General features: G+C 70.2%; 14 protein-coding genes. 6 read left to right on the forward strand and 8 right to left on the reverse strand.

What is annotated here, in order from left to right; translation table 11 throughout:
* Positions 1-15: 15 nt before the first annotated feature.
* Positions 16-978: a pirin family protein gene (locus tag ACIPWY_RS13900; RefSeq protein ID WP_362901415.1), complete on the reverse strand. Its 963-nt coding sequence runs from the start codon at positions 976-978 to the stop codon at positions 16-18.
* Positions 979-1,120: 142 nt separating this feature from the next.
* On the reverse strand, positions 1,121-1,588 hold the full coding sequence (locus ACIPWY_RS13905; RefSeq protein ID WP_127827615.1) for an SseB family protein: 468 nt from the start codon (positions 1,586-1,588) through the stop codon (positions 1,121-1,123).
* 174 nt (positions 1,589-1,762) lie between these two features.
* Between ACIPWY_RS13905 and ACIPWY_RS13910 the strand changes: the two genes are divergently transcribed.
* On the forward strand, positions 1,763-3,589 hold the full coding sequence (locus ACIPWY_RS13910) for an acyl-CoA dehydrogenase (protein ID WP_362901417.1): 1,827 nt from the start codon (positions 1,763-1,765) through the stop codon (positions 3,587-3,589).
* A 133-nt stretch (positions 3,590-3,722) separates the two neighbouring features.
* Positions 3,723-5,018, forward strand: a complete 1,296-nt coding sequence (locus ACIPWY_RS13915) for a M18 family aminopeptidase (protein WP_401533264.1) — start codon at positions 3,723-3,725, stop codon at positions 5,016-5,018.
* A 33-nt stretch (positions 5,019-5,051) separates the two neighbouring features.
* Here ACIPWY_RS13915 and ACIPWY_RS13920 read toward each other — a convergent pair whose 3' ends face one another.
* Positions 5,052-6,857 (reverse strand): thioredoxin-like domain-containing protein, encoded by a 1,806-nt coding sequence (locus tag ACIPWY_RS13920; RefSeq protein WP_401533266.1) that lies wholly within the window; start codon positions 6,855-6,857, stop codon positions 5,052-5,054.
* A 165-nt stretch (positions 6,858-7,022) separates the two neighbouring features.
* Between ACIPWY_RS13920 and ACIPWY_RS13925 the strand changes: the two genes are divergently transcribed.
* Positions 7,023-7,898, forward strand: coding sequence for a YhjD/YihY/BrkB family envelope integrity protein (locus ACIPWY_RS13925; protein WP_362901423.1), 876 nt, complete (start codon positions 7,023-7,025; stop codon positions 7,896-7,898).
* Between the two features lie 42 nt (positions 7,899-7,940).
* A complete protein-coding gene (locus ACIPWY_RS13930) occupies positions 7,941-8,435 on the forward strand; it encodes an LURP-one-related family protein (protein ID WP_362901425.1) in 495 nt (164 codons plus the stop codon).
* A gap of 24 nt (positions 8,436-8,459) precedes the next feature.
* Here ACIPWY_RS13930 and ACIPWY_RS13935 read toward each other — a convergent pair whose 3' ends face one another.
* Positions 8,460-9,281 carry a carbon-nitrogen family hydrolase gene (locus ACIPWY_RS13935; RefSeq protein WP_362901427.1) on the reverse strand — a complete coding sequence of 274 codons (822 nt, stop codon included), beginning with the start codon at positions 9,279-9,281 and terminating at the stop codon, positions 8,460-8,462.
* Positions 9,282-9,425: 144 nt separating this feature from the next.
* On the opposite strand from ACIPWY_RS13935, the gene ACIPWY_RS13940 reads away from it, so the two are divergent.
* The gene (locus ACIPWY_RS13940) at positions 9,426-10,250 is read left to right on the forward strand and encodes a maleylpyruvate isomerase family mycothiol-dependent enzyme (RefSeq protein WP_401533270.1); all 825 of its coding nucleotides are present in this window, start codon (positions 9,426-9,428) and stop codon (positions 10,248-10,250) included.
* 93 nt (positions 10,251-10,343) lie between these two features.
* Here the strand turns inward: ACIPWY_RS13940 and ACIPWY_RS13945 are convergent, their stop codons facing one another.
* Positions 10,344-11,648 (reverse strand): MFS transporter, encoded by a 1,305-nt coding sequence (locus tag ACIPWY_RS13945; RefSeq protein WP_362901430.1) that lies wholly within the window; start codon positions 11,646-11,648, stop codon positions 10,344-10,346.
* Positions 11,645-12,313: a GntR family transcriptional regulator gene (locus ACIPWY_RS13950; protein ID WP_393699348.1), complete on the reverse strand. Its 669-nt coding sequence runs from the start codon at positions 12,311-12,313 to the stop codon at positions 11,645-11,647. Before ACIPWY_RS13950 ends, ACIPWY_RS13945 begins: the two co-directional genes overlap by 4 nt.
* A gap of 239 nt (positions 12,314-12,552) precedes the next feature.
* Here ACIPWY_RS13950 and ACIPWY_RS13955 point away from each other — a divergent pair, with 239 nt between their 5' ends.
* Positions 12,553-13,446, forward strand: coding sequence for a D-alanyl-D-alanine carboxypeptidase family protein (locus tag ACIPWY_RS13955; protein WP_401533273.1), 894 nt, complete (start codon positions 12,553-12,555; stop codon positions 13,444-13,446).
* 228 nt (positions 13,447-13,674) lie between these two features.
* On the opposite strand, the gene ACIPWY_RS13960 is transcribed toward ACIPWY_RS13955, so the two are convergent.
* Together ACIPWY_RS13960 and ACIPWY_RS13965 are read right to left on the reverse strand one after the other, a co-directional pair.
* The gene (locus ACIPWY_RS13960) at positions 13,675-15,102 is read right to left on the reverse strand and encodes a dihydrolipoamide acetyltransferase family protein (RefSeq protein WP_393699346.1); all 1,428 of its coding nucleotides are present in this window, start codon (positions 15,100-15,102) and stop codon (positions 13,675-13,677) included.
* Between the two features lie 10 nt (positions 15,103-15,112).
* Positions 15,113-16,093, reverse strand: a complete 981-nt coding sequence (locus ACIPWY_RS13965) for an alpha-ketoacid dehydrogenase subunit beta (protein ID WP_362901436.1) — start codon at positions 16,091-16,093, stop codon at positions 15,113-15,115.

Here is a 16,093-nt window from a genome sequence, read left to right on the forward strand (position 1 = left end):
ACAATCAGATACCGCTTACGTGTGCGGGATCCGCTCTCCCGGGATGACGCCGAGGCGGCCGGCCTGGAAGTCGTCGAACGCCTGCTGGAGTTCGTCGCGGGTGTTCATGACGAACGGACCGTAGTGCGCCATCGGCTCCCGGATCGGGCGGCCGCCCAGGAGGACGACCTCGAGGTCCGGGGTGTTGGAGTCCTGCGTCTCGTCCGCGCGGACGGTCAGCGAGGAGCCCGCGCCGAAGACGGCGGTCTGGCCCATGTGGACCGGCCTGCGGTCGGTGCCGACGGTGCCGCGGCCGGCGAGGACGTAGGCGAGGCCGTTGAACTCCTCGCGCCACGGCAGCGTCAGCTCGGCGCCGGGGCGGACGGTCGCGTGGACCATCGTGATCGGCGTGTGCGTGATGCCGGGGCCGTCGTGGCCGTCGAGCTCACCGGCGATGACGCGCAGCAGCGCGCCGCCGTCGGCGGTGGTGAGGAGCTTGACCTGGCCACCGCGGATGTCCTGGTAGCGGGGGTCCTTCATCTTGTCGGCGGCGGGGAGGTTCACCCACAGCTGGAGGCCGTGGAAGAGCCCGCCGGACATGACGAGCGCCTCCGGCGGCGCCTCGATGTGCAGGAGGCCCGAGCCGGCCGTCATCCACTGGGTGTCGCCGTTGGTGATGGTGCCGCCGCCACCGTTGGAGTCCTGGTGAACGAAGGTGCCGTCGATGATGTAGGTGACGGTCTCGAAGCCGCGGTGCGGGTGCCAGGGCGTGCCCTTGGGCTCTCCGGGCGCGTACTCCACCTCGCCCATCTGATCCATCATGATGAACGGGTCGAGGTACTTGTAATTGATCCCGGCGAACGCTCGGCGCACCGGGAACCCCTCGCCCTCGAATCCACTGGGCGCGGTCGTCACGGCCAGCACGGGCCGGGCGACGGCGTCGGCGGCGGCGGCCACGCGGGGCAGGGTCAGCGGGTTTTCGACGGTCACTGCAGGCATGTCGGGACCTCCTTGTGCTCCGAGTTTAGTTGAACGTAGAACTTTCTGCCACCTGGAACGCGGAACGCCCGGAGGGAATTCCCTCCGGGCGTCTCGGGTACCGGTCTGCGGCGGCCTTCAGCGGTCCGCGCGGCAATGGCGCCTAGCCGTACATGCGGCGCATCGCGAAGTCGACCATCTGCTCGACCGCCTTGGCGTCGAAGACCATCCGGTGCTCGCCCTCCATGTCGAGGACGAAGCCGTATCCGGTCGGGAGCAGGTCGATCACCTCGGCGCCGGTGATCACGAAGTACTTGGACTCCTTGCCCGCGTATCTGCGCAGCTCCTTGAGCGAGGTGAACATCGGGATGACCGGCTGCTGGGTGTTGTGCAGCGCGAGGAAGCCCGGATTGTCGCCGCGCGGGCAGTAGACCTTCGACGTGGCGAAGATCTGCTGGAAGTCCTCGGCGGCCATCGAGCCCGTGGTGAAGGCGCGGACCGCGTCCGCCAGTGACGGAGGGGACGGCTCCGGATAGAGCGGCGGCGCCTGCTGGCCGTACCCGCCCTGCATGCCCTGCTGGGGCGGCGCGTACTGCTGCCCGGGTCCCGCGGTCTGGTCGTAGCCGTACATGAGGGCCAGACTACCGAGCGGGGGCCGGACCGCGGGTGCCGTTAGACCCTGCTCACATCGGCGGATCAGGGGTTGCGCGTTATTACCGACGGGTAGCATCATCACAGGTACTTGCTACTTACGAGTAGCCCGTGTTTACGAAGATCCCGCTACCCATCAAACGGAGCCGTCGCCATGGGGCACTACAAGTCGAATCTCCGCGACATCGAGTTCAACCTCTTCGAGGTGCTCGGGCGCGACAAGCTGTACGGCAGCGGCCCGTTCGCGGAGATGGACGTCGACACCGCCAAGAGCATCCTCGACGAGGTCGCCCGCCTCGCCGAGAACGAGCTGGCCGAGTCCTTCACGGACGCCGACCGCAACCCGCCGGTCTTCGACCCGGAGACCAACACCGCTCCGGTACCGGCGAGCTTCAAGAAGTCGTACCAGGCCTTCATGGACTCCGAGTACTGGCGCCTCGGCCTGCCCGAGGAGATCGGCGGCACGACCTCGCCGCGCTCCCTGATCTGGGCCTACGCGGAGCTGCTGCTCGGCTCGAACCCCGCGATCTGGATGTACTGCTCCGGCCCGGCGTTCGCCGGCATCCTCTTCGAGGAGGGCAACGAGGCGCAGAAGAAGGTCGCCGAGATCGCCGTCGAGAAGCAGTGGGGCTCGACGATGGTCCTGACCGAGCCGGACGCCGGTTCGGACGTGGGCGCCGGCCGCACCAAGGCCGTCCAGCAGGCGGACGGCTCCTGGCACATCGAGGGCGTGAAGCGCTTCATCACGTCCGGTGAGCACGACATGTCGGAGAACATCCTTCACTACGTGCTCGCGCGCCCCGAGGGCCACGGCCCCGGCACCAAGGGCCTCTCCCTCTTCCTGGTCCCGAAGTTCCACTTCGACTGGGAGACCGGCGAGCTGGGCGAGCGCAACGGCGTCTACGCGACGAACGTCGAGCACAAGATGGGCCTCAAGGCCTCCAACACCTGCGAGATGACGTTCGGCGACCAGCACCCCGCCAAGGGCTGGCTCATCGGCGACAAGCACGACGGCATCCGCCAGATGTTCCGCATCATCGAGTTCGCCCGCATGATGGTCGGCACGAAGGCGATCTCCACGCTGTCGACGGGCTACCTGAACGCGCTGGAGTACGCCAAGGAGCGCGTCCAGGGCCCCGACCTGGCCCAGTTCATGGACAAGACCGCCCCCAAGGTCACCATCACGCACCACCCGGACGTGCGCCGCTCGCTCATGACGCAGAAGGCGTACGCGGAGGGCATGCGCGCGCTCGTGCTGCACACCGCAGCCGTCCAGGACGACATCGCGGTCAAGGAGGCCACGGGCGAGGACGCGTCCCAGCTCCACGCCCTCAACGACCTCCTCCTGCCGATCGTGAAGGGCTACGGCTCGGAGAAGGCCTACGAGCAGCTGGCGCAGTCGCTCCAGACGTTCGGCGGCTCGGGTTACCTCCAGGAGTACCCGATCGAGCAGTACATCCGCGACGCCAAGATCGACACCCTCTACGAGGGCACCACCGCGATCCAGGGCCAGGACTTCTTCTTCCGGAAGATCGTCCGCAACCAGGGCGCCGCGCTCAACGGCCTCGCCGAGGAGATCAAGAAGTTCCTCGCGGTCGGCACGGGCGGCGAGGACCTCGCCGCGGCCCGCGAGTCGCTCGCCAAGGCGGCCGTCGAGCTGGAGGCCATCGTCGGCGTCATGCTGACCGACCTCGCGGCCACCGAGCAGGACACCAAGAACATCTACAAGGTGGGCCTCAACACCACCCGCCTGCTGCTCGCCTCCGGTGACGTGGTCGTCGGCTTCCTGCTGCTGCGCGGCGCGGCCGTCGCCGCCGAGAAGCTGGAGACCGCCTCCGCCAAGGACGTGGCCTTCTACCAGGGCAAGATCGCCGCCGCGAAGTTCTTCGCCGCGAACGTCCTGCCGGGCGTGGGCCTTGAGCGCCGCCTCTCCGAGCAGGCCGACCTCGACCTGATGGAGCTGGACGAGGCCGCGTTCTAGCCTCCGGTCTCCCTGCGGTCATCGGCGCCGCCACCCGGACACTTCCGGGTGGCGGCGCCGTCGTGTCGAGATCGGGCGAACCCCCGTGCGGACCCCCCGCGCGCCGGGCGCGGGGCTCGTTAGGCTGGCCCGCATGAGCAACCCCTCCCGCTTCGACCGCGGTCACACCGACGACCTCATGTCCTTCCTCGCGGCCAGCCCCTCGCCGTACCACGCCGTGGCGAACGCCGCCGCGCGCCTGGAGAAGGCCGGATTCCGCCAGGTCGCCGAGACCGACGCGTGGGACGGGACGACGGGCGGCAAGTACGTGACGCGCGGCGGCGCGATCGTGGCGTGGTACGTCCCCGAGGGCGCCGCGCCGCACACCCCCTTCCGCATCGTCGGCGCGCACACCGACTCGCCGAACCTGCGGGTCAAGCCGCTGCCCGACATGGGCTCGCAGGGCTGGCGGCAGGTCGCCGTCGAGATCTACGGCGGACCGCTCCTCAACTCCTGGCTCGACCGGGACCTCGGACTCGCGGGCCGGCTCAGCCTGAGGGACGGTTCGACGCGGCTCGTGAACATCGACCGGGCGCTGCTGCGCGTGCCGCAGCTCGCCATCCACATGGACCGCTCCGTCCACACCGACGGCCTCAAGCTCGACAAGCAGAAGCACATGCAGCCCATCTGCGGCCTCGGCGACGGCGTCCACGAGGGCGGCCTGATCCGCTTCCTGGAGCAGGAGTACGGGCTCGCCGAGGGCGACGTCACCGGCTGGGACCTGATGACGCACCCCATCGAGGCGCCCTCCTACCTCGGCCGCGACAAGGAGCTCGTCGCCGGGCCCCGCATGGACAACCTCCTGTCCGTGCACGCGGGAACGGCCGCACTCGCCGCCGTGTCCGCCTCCGACGACCTCCCGTACATCCCGGTCCTCGCCGCCTTCGACCACGAGGAGAACGGGTCGCAGTCCGACACCGGCGCCGACGGCCCGCTGCTCGGCGGCGTACTGGAGCGTTCGGTGTTCGCGCGCGGAGGGTCGTACGAGGACAAGGCGCGCGCCTTCGCCGGGACGGTGTGCCTGTCGTCCGACACCGGCCACGCCGTGCACCCCAACTACGCCGAGCGCCACGACCCCACCCACCACCCGCGCGCCGGCGGCGGCCCCATCCTCAAGGTCAACGTCAACAACCGCTACGCCACGGACGGTTCGGGCCGCGCCGTGTTCGCCGCCGCCTGCGAGAAGGCCGGCGTCCCGTTCCAGTCGTTCGTCTCCAACAACGCCATGCCCTGCGGCACGACGATCGGCCCGATCACGGCCGCCCGCCACGGCATCAAGACCGTCGACATCGGCGTGGCGATCCTGTCCATGCACAGCGTCCGCGAACTGTGCGCCGCCGACGACCCGTTCCTCCTCGCCAACGCGCTCGCGGCGTTCCTGGAGGGCTGACCGGCCACCCCGGTCAGCCCTTGACAGTCCGGATCAGCCCCGGTCGTCCATGCCCGCGAGCACCAGCGGCAGCCGGTCCGCGCCCCCCTCGGTGAGCCGGACCGGCACGCCCCAGTCCTGCTGGTGGACGTGGCAGGCCGGGTACTCGTTGGCCGGGTCGTCGTCGCACGAGGCGGCCATCGCCGACACATGCAGGACGCCCTCCGTGACCTGCGGGTTCAGGACCAGCTCGCGCGCCAGGTCCGTGTCCGCCCCGTCCCCCGCGACCAGCAGCTCGGGCGGGGTGGAGGAGACCAGGAGCCGGGTCGAGGGCCCGTACCGCATGTCGAGCTTCTGACCCGCAGGCGCCTGGAAGATCACGTCCAGCTGGAGCTTGCCCGGGGCGACTTCGGTCGCCGCGCGCTGCGTCCGGTGCGCGACCGACTCGACCCGCACGGCCTCCTCGGGAAGCCGTAGCCGCGTCAGCCGGTGCCGCGCCGACTCCACCACGACGATCTCTGGAACGTCGTCCCCCACGAGCACGGCGTCGCTCGGCTCCCGCAGGTCCGTCGCCAGCGTGGTGACCTCGCCGGTCGCCGGGTCGTAGCGGCGCAGGGCGTGGTTGTACGTGTCCGAGACGGCGACCGAGCCGTCCGGCAGGGCCGTCACGCCCAACGGGTGCTGGAACAGGGCCTGTTCGGCGGCGCCGTCCCGGTGACCGAAGTCGAAGAGACCCGTACCGACCGCCGTGTGCACCGTGCCGTCCAGGTCGACGTACCGCAGCGCGGACGTCTCCGAGTCGGCCACCCACAGCCGCTCCTCGGTCGCCGCCAGCCCGGACGGCTGCGCGAACCACGCCTCGGCCCCCGGACCGTCGACGAGCCCCTCGTTCGTCGTCCCCGCCGCCACGGCGACCCGCTTCGTCCGCGGGTCGTACGTCCACAGCTGGTGCACGCCCGCCATGGCGATCCACACCTTGCCGCCGAAGAGCGCGACGTCCCACGGCGAGGACAGCGACACCTCAAGGGCGGGCCCGTCGGTCGGCGCGCCCTGCCACCACTGCTTGCCGGTGCCCGCGAGCGTCGTGACGTCCCCGCTCGCGAGGTCCACGGCCTTCAGCGAGTGGTGCACCGTGTCGGCCACGACGACGGTCGCGTCGTCGAGCAGCGCGAGGCCCTGCGGCTCGTTGAAGTCGCCGGGCGAGCCGATCCGCCGCACGACGCTCTCGCCGTCCGCGGCCAGCTCGACGAGCTGGTGCCGGGTCGTGTCGGAGACCAGGAAGTTCCCGGACGGCAGCACGAGCGCCTTGCCGGGGAACCGCAGATCCGTCGCGACCGGCTCGGGCGCGACGTACGGACCGTCGCCGCGGCGCAGCGTCCCCTTCGCCCCGTGCTCCGCCTCCAGCTGCTCGACCAGCTTCTCGATGGCGTGGGCGTGCCCCTCACCGGCGTGCTGCGCGACGACGTACCCCTCGGGGTCGATCACCGCGAGCGTGGGCCAGGCCCGCACGGCGTACTGCTTCCAGGTCGCCAGCTCGGGGTCGTCGAGGACGGGGTGCTCGACGTTGTACCGCTCGACGGCATCGACCACGGCGGCGTGCTCGGCCTCGTGCACGAACTTCGGCGAGTGCACGCCGACGATCACGACGGTGTCCCGGTGCTTCTCCTCGAGCTCACGCAGCTCGTCGAGGACGTGCAGGCAGTTCACACAGCAGAAGGTCCAGAAATCCAGAATGACGATGCGTCCCCGCAGGTCAGCCAGTGTGTACTGCTTACCGCCCGTATTGAGCCAGCCGCCCTTGCCGATGAGCTCGGGGGCACGGACACGGGCGCGACGGGGTGCGGGGTCGACATCGTTCATGGGTCAAGGGTGCCACTAAGCCGGCGCGTGCTCCGTAGTGGCGTACCGCAGAGGGTTCGGCCGGGGGCCCGCGGAGGTACCGGGGCCGCATCCCGGCAGCCGCAGCATGCCCCAGCGGCGCGTCTGCGGGCGGACGGGGCAGGGCGTGGCCGACGCTTGGCAGCTATGAGGGACGACAGCGCGCGCGGCGGTCTCAGCGGCACCCTGGCCAAGGTCACTCGGTGGGGCGCCGCGCGGGCCGGTGCGCTGCGGGAGCGAGTGCCGTTCATCACCCGCCTGACCCGGCAGATGGTGGACGTGAGTCTCCTCGACTCCTCGACACGACTGGCCGCGCAGGCCTTTCTGACAGCGGTCCCCGTGCTCTTCGTCGTCGCCGCGTTCGCCCCGTCCGCCGTACGCGACGGTCTCGTCGAGTCGGCCACCTACGCGCTCGGCCTGTCCGGCGCCGCCCTCAACCAGGTCCAGCAGGTGTTCGCGGCGCCCGACGACACCACGCGCGACACATCGGGCGCCGTCGGCGTCCTCGTCACCCTCCTGTCGGCGACCTCGTGCAGCCGTGCCCTGCAACGCGTGTGCGAGCGCTCCTGGCACGTACCGCCCGCCGGCCTGCGCCTCATCGCGTGGCGGTGGCTGGTGTGGCTGCTCGTGTGGCTGGCCGCGCTCGTGGTCCAGGGGCTGCTGCGCGACGGGTTCGGGCTGGGCCGCTGGCTCGGCCTGCTGCTGTCGTTCGTGTCGAGCACCCTGCTGTGGTGGTGGACGCAGCATCTGCTGCTCGGCAGCCGCGTGGGGTGGCTGCCGCTGCTGCCGGGCGCCGTCCTGACCGGCACGGGCGTGGTCGCCCTCGCCTGGGCGTCACGCTTCTACCTGCCGCGCACGCTGAACCGCTCCGTGGACGAGTTCGGCCCCCTGGGCCTCGTCTTCACCCTCCTTTCGTGGCTCATCGCGCTGTTCACGGTCGTGTGCGTCGGGATCGCCACGGGGTACGTCCTCGCCCATGAGCCGCCCCTCGCCCGCCGCCTCGGGACGCCGCCGCCCGAGTGAGGGGGAAGACTCCTCCCGCGCGAGCTGGGCACCCTTCGACGTATGAGATACGAAGTTCGAGAGCGGCTCTTCGCGGTGGGCGAGGACTACTGGATCGAGGACGAGCAGGGCCACAAGGCCTTCCTCGTCGACGGCAAGGCGATGCGCCTGCGGGACACCTTCGAGCTGAAGGGGCCCGACGGGCGGGTGCTCATCGACATCCACGAGAAGATGTTCGCCCTGCGCGACACGATGGTCATCGAACGAGGCGACGAGGCCCTCGCCAAGGTCAAGCGCAAGCGCCTGTCGCTGCTGCGCAACCACTACCGGGTCGAGCTGGTCGACGGCACCGAGCTCGACGTCAGCGGAAAGATCCTGGACCGCGAGTTCGTCGTCGAGTACGACGGCGAGATGCTCGCCCACATCTCGCGCCGCTGGCTCCGGGTGCGCGACACGTACGGCGTCGACGTCATCCGCGAGGACGCGGACCCGGCGCTGATCATCGCCGTCGCGGTGTGCGTGATCCACCTGGCGGAGAAGGAGCGGGGGGACGGCTGACGGCTGAGGCGTACGCCCCGCCGCTCACCGTCGAGGCGGTTCCAGGCCCAGCCGGCGGTCCTTGAGCGCCGGGAACCGTTCGCGGGTCCCGGCGACGGACGCCGCGTCGAAGTCGACGGTGAGGACCTCCTCGTCGGCGCCCGCCTCCGCGATGATCTGGCCCCAGGGGTCCACGACGACGCTGTGCCCGGCCTGCTGCACCCCGGCGTGCGTACCGGCGGTGCCGCAGGCCAGTACGTACGCCTGGTTCTCGACGGCGCGCGCCTGGGCGAGCAGCGTCCAGTGCGCGCGGCGCCGCTCGGGCCAGCCGGCCGACACGAGGAGGGTCTCGGCGCCCTGGTCGACCAGGCCCCGGTACAGCTCGGGGAAGCGCAGGTCGTAGCAGGTGGTGACGCCGAGGACGGTCTCCGGCAGGCGTACGGTGACGAGTTCCTCGCCCGCGCTCATCAGCACGGCCTCGCCCTTGTCGAAGCCGAAGCGGTGGATCTTGCGGTAGGCGGCGGCGAGTTCGCCGTCGGGAGAGAACACGAGCGCGGTGTTGTAGAGCGGTCCGTCCCCCGCGGCGGAGCCGCTGTCGGACACCGCGCGCTCGGGGATCGTGCCCGCGTGCAGCCAGACACCGGCGTCGCTCGCGGCCTTCGCCATCGCCTCGTACGTCGGGCCCTTCAGGGGCTCCGCCTCGGTCGCGAAGGCCTCGTAGGCGAAGGCGCCGGTGGTCCACAGCTCGGGGAGGACGACGAGGTCGGCGGACCCGGCTTGATCCCGCACCATCGAAGCGGCGCGCAGCCGACGGGAATTGGGCGATTCGTCATCATCTACACGGATCTGGATGAGCGAGGCGCGCACACTACCACCGTCCTGGCATTCGAGCCGTCCACACGGGCCTACGATCGTCACACGAAAGCACTGCCGGGGTGCCTGCCAGCAGCGTAACTTAACGTTCCAAGACACCCACTGCCCGCGCCACAACCGCCCGAGGGGTCCCGTTCCGTGAGTCTCCACCCCAGTCTTCAGTCCTACGCCGATGCCTGGACGCATTCCATCGAAGCGATATCCGAGCTGGTGACGCCCCTGGTGGAGGGCGAATGGAGCCGGGCCACGCCATGCCCCGGCTGGTCGGTGCGGGACATCGTCTCCCATGTCATCGGCCTCGACTGCGAGATGCTCGGTGACCCGCGGCCCATCCACACCCTGCCGCGCGACCTGTACCACGTGAAGAACGAGCACCAGCGGTACATGGAGATGCAGGTCGACGTACGGCGCCACCACACGGCGCCCGAGATGACGTCCGAGCTGGAGTACACGATCATCCGGCGCTCCCGGCAGCTGCGCAACGAGCCGCGCGAGCCGGGCGCGATGGTGCGCGGGCCGCTCGGCACGGAGGAGACCCTCGAATTCGCCATGCGCAAGCGGGCGTTCGACGTGTGGGTGCACGAGCAGGACCTGCGCGCGGCCGTCGGCCGACCGGGCAACCTCGACTCGCCGGGCGCTCACGTCACGCGCGACATGCTGCTCGCCGTGCTGCCCAAGGTCGTCGCGAAGGACGCGTCGGCGCCGGCGAACTCGGCGGTGGTCTTCGATGTGCACGGGCCGGTCGAGTTCCTGCGCACGGTCCGCGTCGACGCGGACGGGCGCGGCACGATCGACGGCGCCCCGTCGCTGGGCCCGGCCGCCACGCTCTCCCTCGACTGGGAGACGTACGTCAGGCTGGCCTGCGGTCGTGTGACGCCCGACGCGGTGTCCGACCGGATCAAGACCGAGGGCGACCTGGACCTCGCCCAGGCGATCCTGAACTCGCTGTCCACGACGCCGTAGTTCCTACGTAGCCCGTATGTACGGGCTCAGGGCGGTGGAGCGGACGGGCACAACCCTCGATGCCGCGCAACGGCATTCGAGGGCCCACCCACATCAAGCGGGCACGTGCACCGTCTCCACCCGGCTCGCCACCAGGCGCTCCCGTTCGCGCCGGTCCGCGCGGCGGCGCAGTCGCAGGATCTGGCTGATCCCGAGCGCTTCGAGCACGAACACCGCGGAGAACGCGATCCGGTAATTGTCGCCGGTCGCGTCCAGCAGGACCCCGATCGCGAACAGCGTCGTCATCGAGGCGACGAACCCGCCCATGTTGACGATCCCGGACGCGGTGCCCTGCCGCTCCGGCGGGTTCGCCGGACGCGCGAAGTCGAACCCGATCATGGACGCGGGCCCGCACGCACCCAGCACGACGCACAGCATGACCAGCAGCCACATCGGCGCGTGGTCCCCCGGGTACGCGATCGTCACGGCCCACATCACCGCCGTACCGGCGACCGTACCGAGCGCGAGCGGCAGCCGGGCCGTGTGGTGCCGGGCCACGATCTGCCCGTAGACGAGCCCGATGAACATGTTGGACAGCACGACGAGGGTGAGCAGTTCGCCGGCGGTCCCGCGCGAGAGGCCCTGCGCCTCGACCAGGAACGGCAGGCCCCACAGCAGCAGGAACACCATCGCCGGGAACTGCGTCGTGAAGTGCACCCACAGGCCGAGCCGGGTCCCCGGCTCGCGCCAGGACGCGAGGATCTGTCCGCGGACGAAGGCCCCGCCGGTGTGCCGCACGGGCTCCGGTTCGAAGCCTTCCGGGTGGTCCTTGAGGAAGACCAGCATCAGGACGAGGACGGCGACACCGGCGAGCGCGCTGCCGGCGAACGCGGCCTCCCAGCCGACGCCGTGCAGCAGCCGGGCGATCACGAGCGTCGACACGAGGTTGCCGGCCATGCCGACGAGGCCCGCGAGCTGCGCGACCAGCGGCCCGCGCCGGGCGGGGAACCAGCGCGTGCCGAGCCGCAGGACGCTGATGAACGTCATCGCGTCGCCACAGCCGAGCAGCGCGCGCGACACGAGGGCGGTCCCGTACGAGGGCGAGAACGCGAAGCCCAGCTGGCCGAGGGTGAAGAGGACGACGCCGATCGTCAGGACCCGCTTGGTGCCGAGCCGGTCGACCATCAGGCCGACGGGTATCTGCATGCCCGCGTACACGAGCAGCTGGAGGATCGAGAACGTGGACAGCGCCGAGGCGTTGATGTGGAAGCGTTCGACGGCGTCGAGGCCCGCGACGCCCAGCGAGGTGCGGAAGATGACGGCGACGAAGTAGACGGCGACGCCTATGGACCAGACGGCGACGGCCCTGCGGCCGCCGGGGGGATCCCCGGGCAGTGACGCGGTGCCTGCGGAGCTCATCGGACCTCGCCCCGCGCCAGGTTCGAGAACCAGCCGACGTGGCGGCGGACGACGGCGACGGCGGCCTCGGCGTCGCCGTCGCGCAGCGCCTCGAGGATTTCCGCGTGCTCGATGAGTGTTTTGGCGATGCGGTCCGGGTGCGAGTGCATCACGGCGACGCCCATTCTCAGCTGGCGGTCGCGCAGCTGGTCGTAGAGGCGGGAGAGGATCGCGTTGCCTCCACTGCGGACGATCTCGGCGTGGAAGCAGCGGTCGGTGCTGGCCGCGTCGGCCAGCTCGCCCGCCGCGGCCTGGGTCTGCTGGAGCGAGAGCAGTTCCTCCAGGCGCGCGATCAGGCCCGCGGGCGCGGGGACCGCCTTGCGTACGGAGTGCTCCTCGACGAGGAGGCGGGTCTCGACGACGTCCGCGATCTCCTGCGCGGAGACGGCCAGGACCAGCGCGCCCTTCTTCGGGTAGAGCTTGATCAGCCCCTCGACCTCCAGCTTGAGCAGCGCCTCGCGCACCGGGGTGCGGGAGACCCCGACGGCCTCGGCCAGCTCGCCCTCGGTGAGCAACGTCCCGCCCTCGTAGCGGCGTTCGAGGACGCTGCGCTTGACGTGGTCGTAGACGCGGTCGGCCGCCGGTGGTCGCTTGACGGCGGTGGGGGACGGGGGCGCTGAAGGCATGCGCACATCATAGATACAACACGTACGCATCGTCGGCGGTCGTCCAGGATGCGGACGCGGCACCCCTCGCCACAAACGGTCCGCATGACCAGCCCGCGCAAACAGCCCGCACAGACAGCCGGCGCAAAAACTCCGCGTAAATACTCCGCATGCCAGCACATCCATCCGGCACGCTCGTGAGTCTCTTCAGCGAGTGGCCCTCATGTGGCCGCATTCCAGGGGCATTTGGAGCGTTCAACTTGAAAACCCGCATCAAGGGCATTCGCCGCGTAACCGCCGCCGCCACCGTGACCGCCGGTGCGGTCCTCGCGAGCGGGGTCTTCGCGACCTCCGCACAGGCGGCCACGCTGCCCACCCCCACGATCGTCGCCAAGGGCGGCTACGTGATGAACAACGGGACCGGTACGAGCCTGTTCACCAAGGCCGCCGACACCCGCCGTTCCACCGGCTCCACCACCAAGATCATGACCGCGAAGGTCGTCCTGGCGCAGTCGAACCTGAACCTGGACTCCAAGGTCACGATCCAGAAGGCGTACAGCGACTACATCGTCGCGAAGAACGCCTCGTCGGCCCGCCTGATCGTCGGCGACAAGGTCACCGTCCGCCAGCTCCTGTACGGGCTCATGCTCCCGTCCGGCTGCGACGCCGCGTACGCCCTGGCCGACAAGTTCGGCTCCGGCAGCACGCGCGCCGCCCGCGTGAAGTCCTTCATCGGCAAGATGAACAAGTCCGCCACGGACATGGGACTGAAGAACACGCACTTCGACTCGTTCGACGGCATCGGCAGCGGGTCGAACTACTCGACGCCGCGCGACCTGACGAAGATCGCGTCGTCCGCGATGAAGAACTCCACGTTCCGCTCGGTCGTGAAGACGACGTCGACGAAGCAGAAGGTCACCACGAAGAGCGGCGGCTACCGCTACATGTCGTGGTCCAACACGAACAACCTGCTCGGCAGCTACTCCGGCACCATCGGCGTGAAGACCGGTTCGGGCCCCGAGGCCAAGTACTGCCTGGTCTTCGCCGCCACCCGCAACGGCAAGACGGTCATCGGCACCGTCCTCGCCTCCTCCTCGGTCACGAACCGCACGGCGGACGCGAAGAAGCTGATGGACTACGGCTTCAAGAAGTAGCCCAGAACAGCTCCACGGACGAGGGGCCCGCCGCATACCGCGGCGGGCCCTTCGCGCTCACTTCCTGTCTTCCTGACGTGGGTCCAGATCCTGTTGATCCGCCAGGCGATCACCCCGGACGAGCGTCTCTTTCCGGAGATCAGGATGTGCAGACGTACGGATGCCAGGAGAAGCCACGAGAACGCCACACGGGGCCGTACCCCTCAGGGACGGCCCCGTGTTGTTCGTTCACGCCCAGGTGATCAGCCGCTTGGGCTGCTCCAGGATCGCCGCGACGTCCGCCAGGACCTTCGAGCCCAGCTCTCCGTCCACCAGACGGTGGTCGAAGGACAGGGCCAGGGTGGTGACCTGACGGGGCTTCACCTTGCCCTTGTGGACCCACGGCTGGAGCTTGATCGCTCCGACGGCGAGAATCGCCGACTCGCCGGGGTTCAGGATCGGGGTGCCCGTGTCGACGCCGAAGACGCCGACGTTCGTGATCGTCACCGTGCCGCCCTGCATGGCGCCCGGCGACGTCTTGCCCTCGCGGGCCGTGGCCACCAACTCGCCCAGCGCCGACGCCAGTTCGGGCAGGGTCTTGGCGTGCGCGTCCTTGATGTTCGGCACGATCAGACCGCGCGGCGTGGCGGCGGCGATGCCCAGATTCACGTAGTGCTTGCGCACGATCTCCTGGGCCGCCTCGTCCCACGAGGCGCTGATCTCGGGGTTCCGCTTGATCGCGACGAGCAGGGCCTTGGCGATGAGCAGCAGCGGATTGACCCGCAGCCCCTGCATCTCCTTGTCTGCCTTCAGCTCCTCGACGAGCTTCATCGTCCGCGTCACGTCGACCGTCACGAACTCCGTGACGTGCGGCGCGGTGAACGCGGAGCCGATCATCGCCGCCGCGGTGGCCTTGCGCACGCCCTTGACGGGGATACGGGTCTCGCGGACGCCGTCCTGGACGACGGCCGGCTCGGCGGCCGGCGCGACAGCCACCGGCTCGGGCGACAGCAGCAGCGCCTGCGCCGGCGTCACGGTCGGCTCGGGAGCCGGGGCGACGGCCGCGTGCACGTCCTCGCGGGTGATGATGCCGTCAGGACCGGAGGGCGTGAGCGAGGCGAGGTCGACGCCGAGATCCTTGGCCAGCTTGCGCACGGGGGGCTTGGCGAGCGGGCGCCCGTTCCCCTTCGCGGGGGCCTGCGGCTCGGGCGCCGGCTCCGTGACCGCCGCGGGGGCCGCCACCACATCGCCCTTGCGGGGCCGGCGCTTCGTCGACGCCTCGGAAACGCCGTACCCCACGAGTACCGGCTGCCGCCCCTTCGGCTCAGCCTCCGGCTCGGGCTCGGGCGCCGTGGGCTCCGGCACGGAAACGGAAACGGGAGCGGGAGCGGGAGCGGCGTCCGCGGAGCCGGATCCGCCCGCGACGTCCACCGCGATGATCACCTGCCCCACGTCCACCGTCGTGCCCTCGGGGAAGCGCAGCTCCTGCACCACTCCGTTGAACGGGATGGGCAGCTCGACGGCCGCCTTCGCCGTCTCCACCTCGCACACGACCTGCCCGTCGGTGACCACGTCACCCGGCTGGACGTACCACTTGAGGATCTCGGCCTCGGTGAGCCCCTCGCCCACGTCGGGCATCTTGAACTCGGCCAGCGCAGCGTCTGTCATCGTCGTCACGGCCCTCTCCTCAGTACGCCAGCGAGCGGTCGACGGCATCGAGCACCCGGTCGAGGCCCGGCAGGTACTCATCCTCGAGGCGCGCCGGCGGGTACGGCACGGCATAGCCGCCGACCCGCAGCACGGGCGCCTCCAGATGGTAGAAGCAGCGCTCGGTGATCCGCGCGGCGATCTCCGCGCCCGTGCCGAGGAAGACCGGGGCCTCGTGCACCACGACGAGCCGGCGGGTCTTCTCGACGGACTTCTGCACCGCGTCGAAGTCGATCGGCGACATGGAGCGCAGGTCGACGACCTCCAGGGACTTGCCCTCCTCCTGGGCGGCCGCGGCCACCTCCAGGCAGACCTTCACCATCGGCCCGTAGGCGACGAGCGTCAGATCCGTGCCCTCGCGCAGCGTGCGCGCGCCGTGCAGCGGTCCGGGGATCGCCTCGGTGTCGACCTCGGCCTTGTCCCAGTAGCGCCGCTTCGGCTCGAAGAAGATCACCGGGTCGTCGCTCTGGATGGCCTGCTGCATCATCCAGTACGCGTCCGACGAGTTCGACGGGGAGACCACCTTCAGGCCCGCCACGTGCGCGAACAGCGCCTCCGGCGACTCCGAGTGGTGCTCGACCGCGCCGATGCCGCCGCCGTACGGGATCCGCACGACGACCGGCAGCTTGATCTTGCCGAGCGCGCGGGCGTGCATCTTCGCGAGCTGCGTGACGATCTGGTCGTACGCGGGGAAGACGAAACCGTCGAACTGGATCTCCACGACCGGCCGGTACCCGCGCAGCGCGAGGCCGATGGCCGTGCCGACGATGCCGGACTCGGCGAGCGGGGTGTCGATGACCCGGTCCTCGCCGAAGTCCTTCTGGAGCCCGTCCGTGACGCGGAAGACGCCGCCGAGCTTGCCGACGTCCTCGCCCATGATCAGGACCTTGGGGTCGGTGTCGAGCGCCAGGCGCAGCGACTCGTTGATCGCTTTCGCGAGCGGAAGCTTCTGTACCGCCAT

This window comes from Streptomyces sp. NPDC090032, from assembly GCF_044748025.1.
GTDB lineage: Bacteria > Actinomycetota > Actinomycetes > Streptomycetales > Streptomycetaceae > Streptomyces.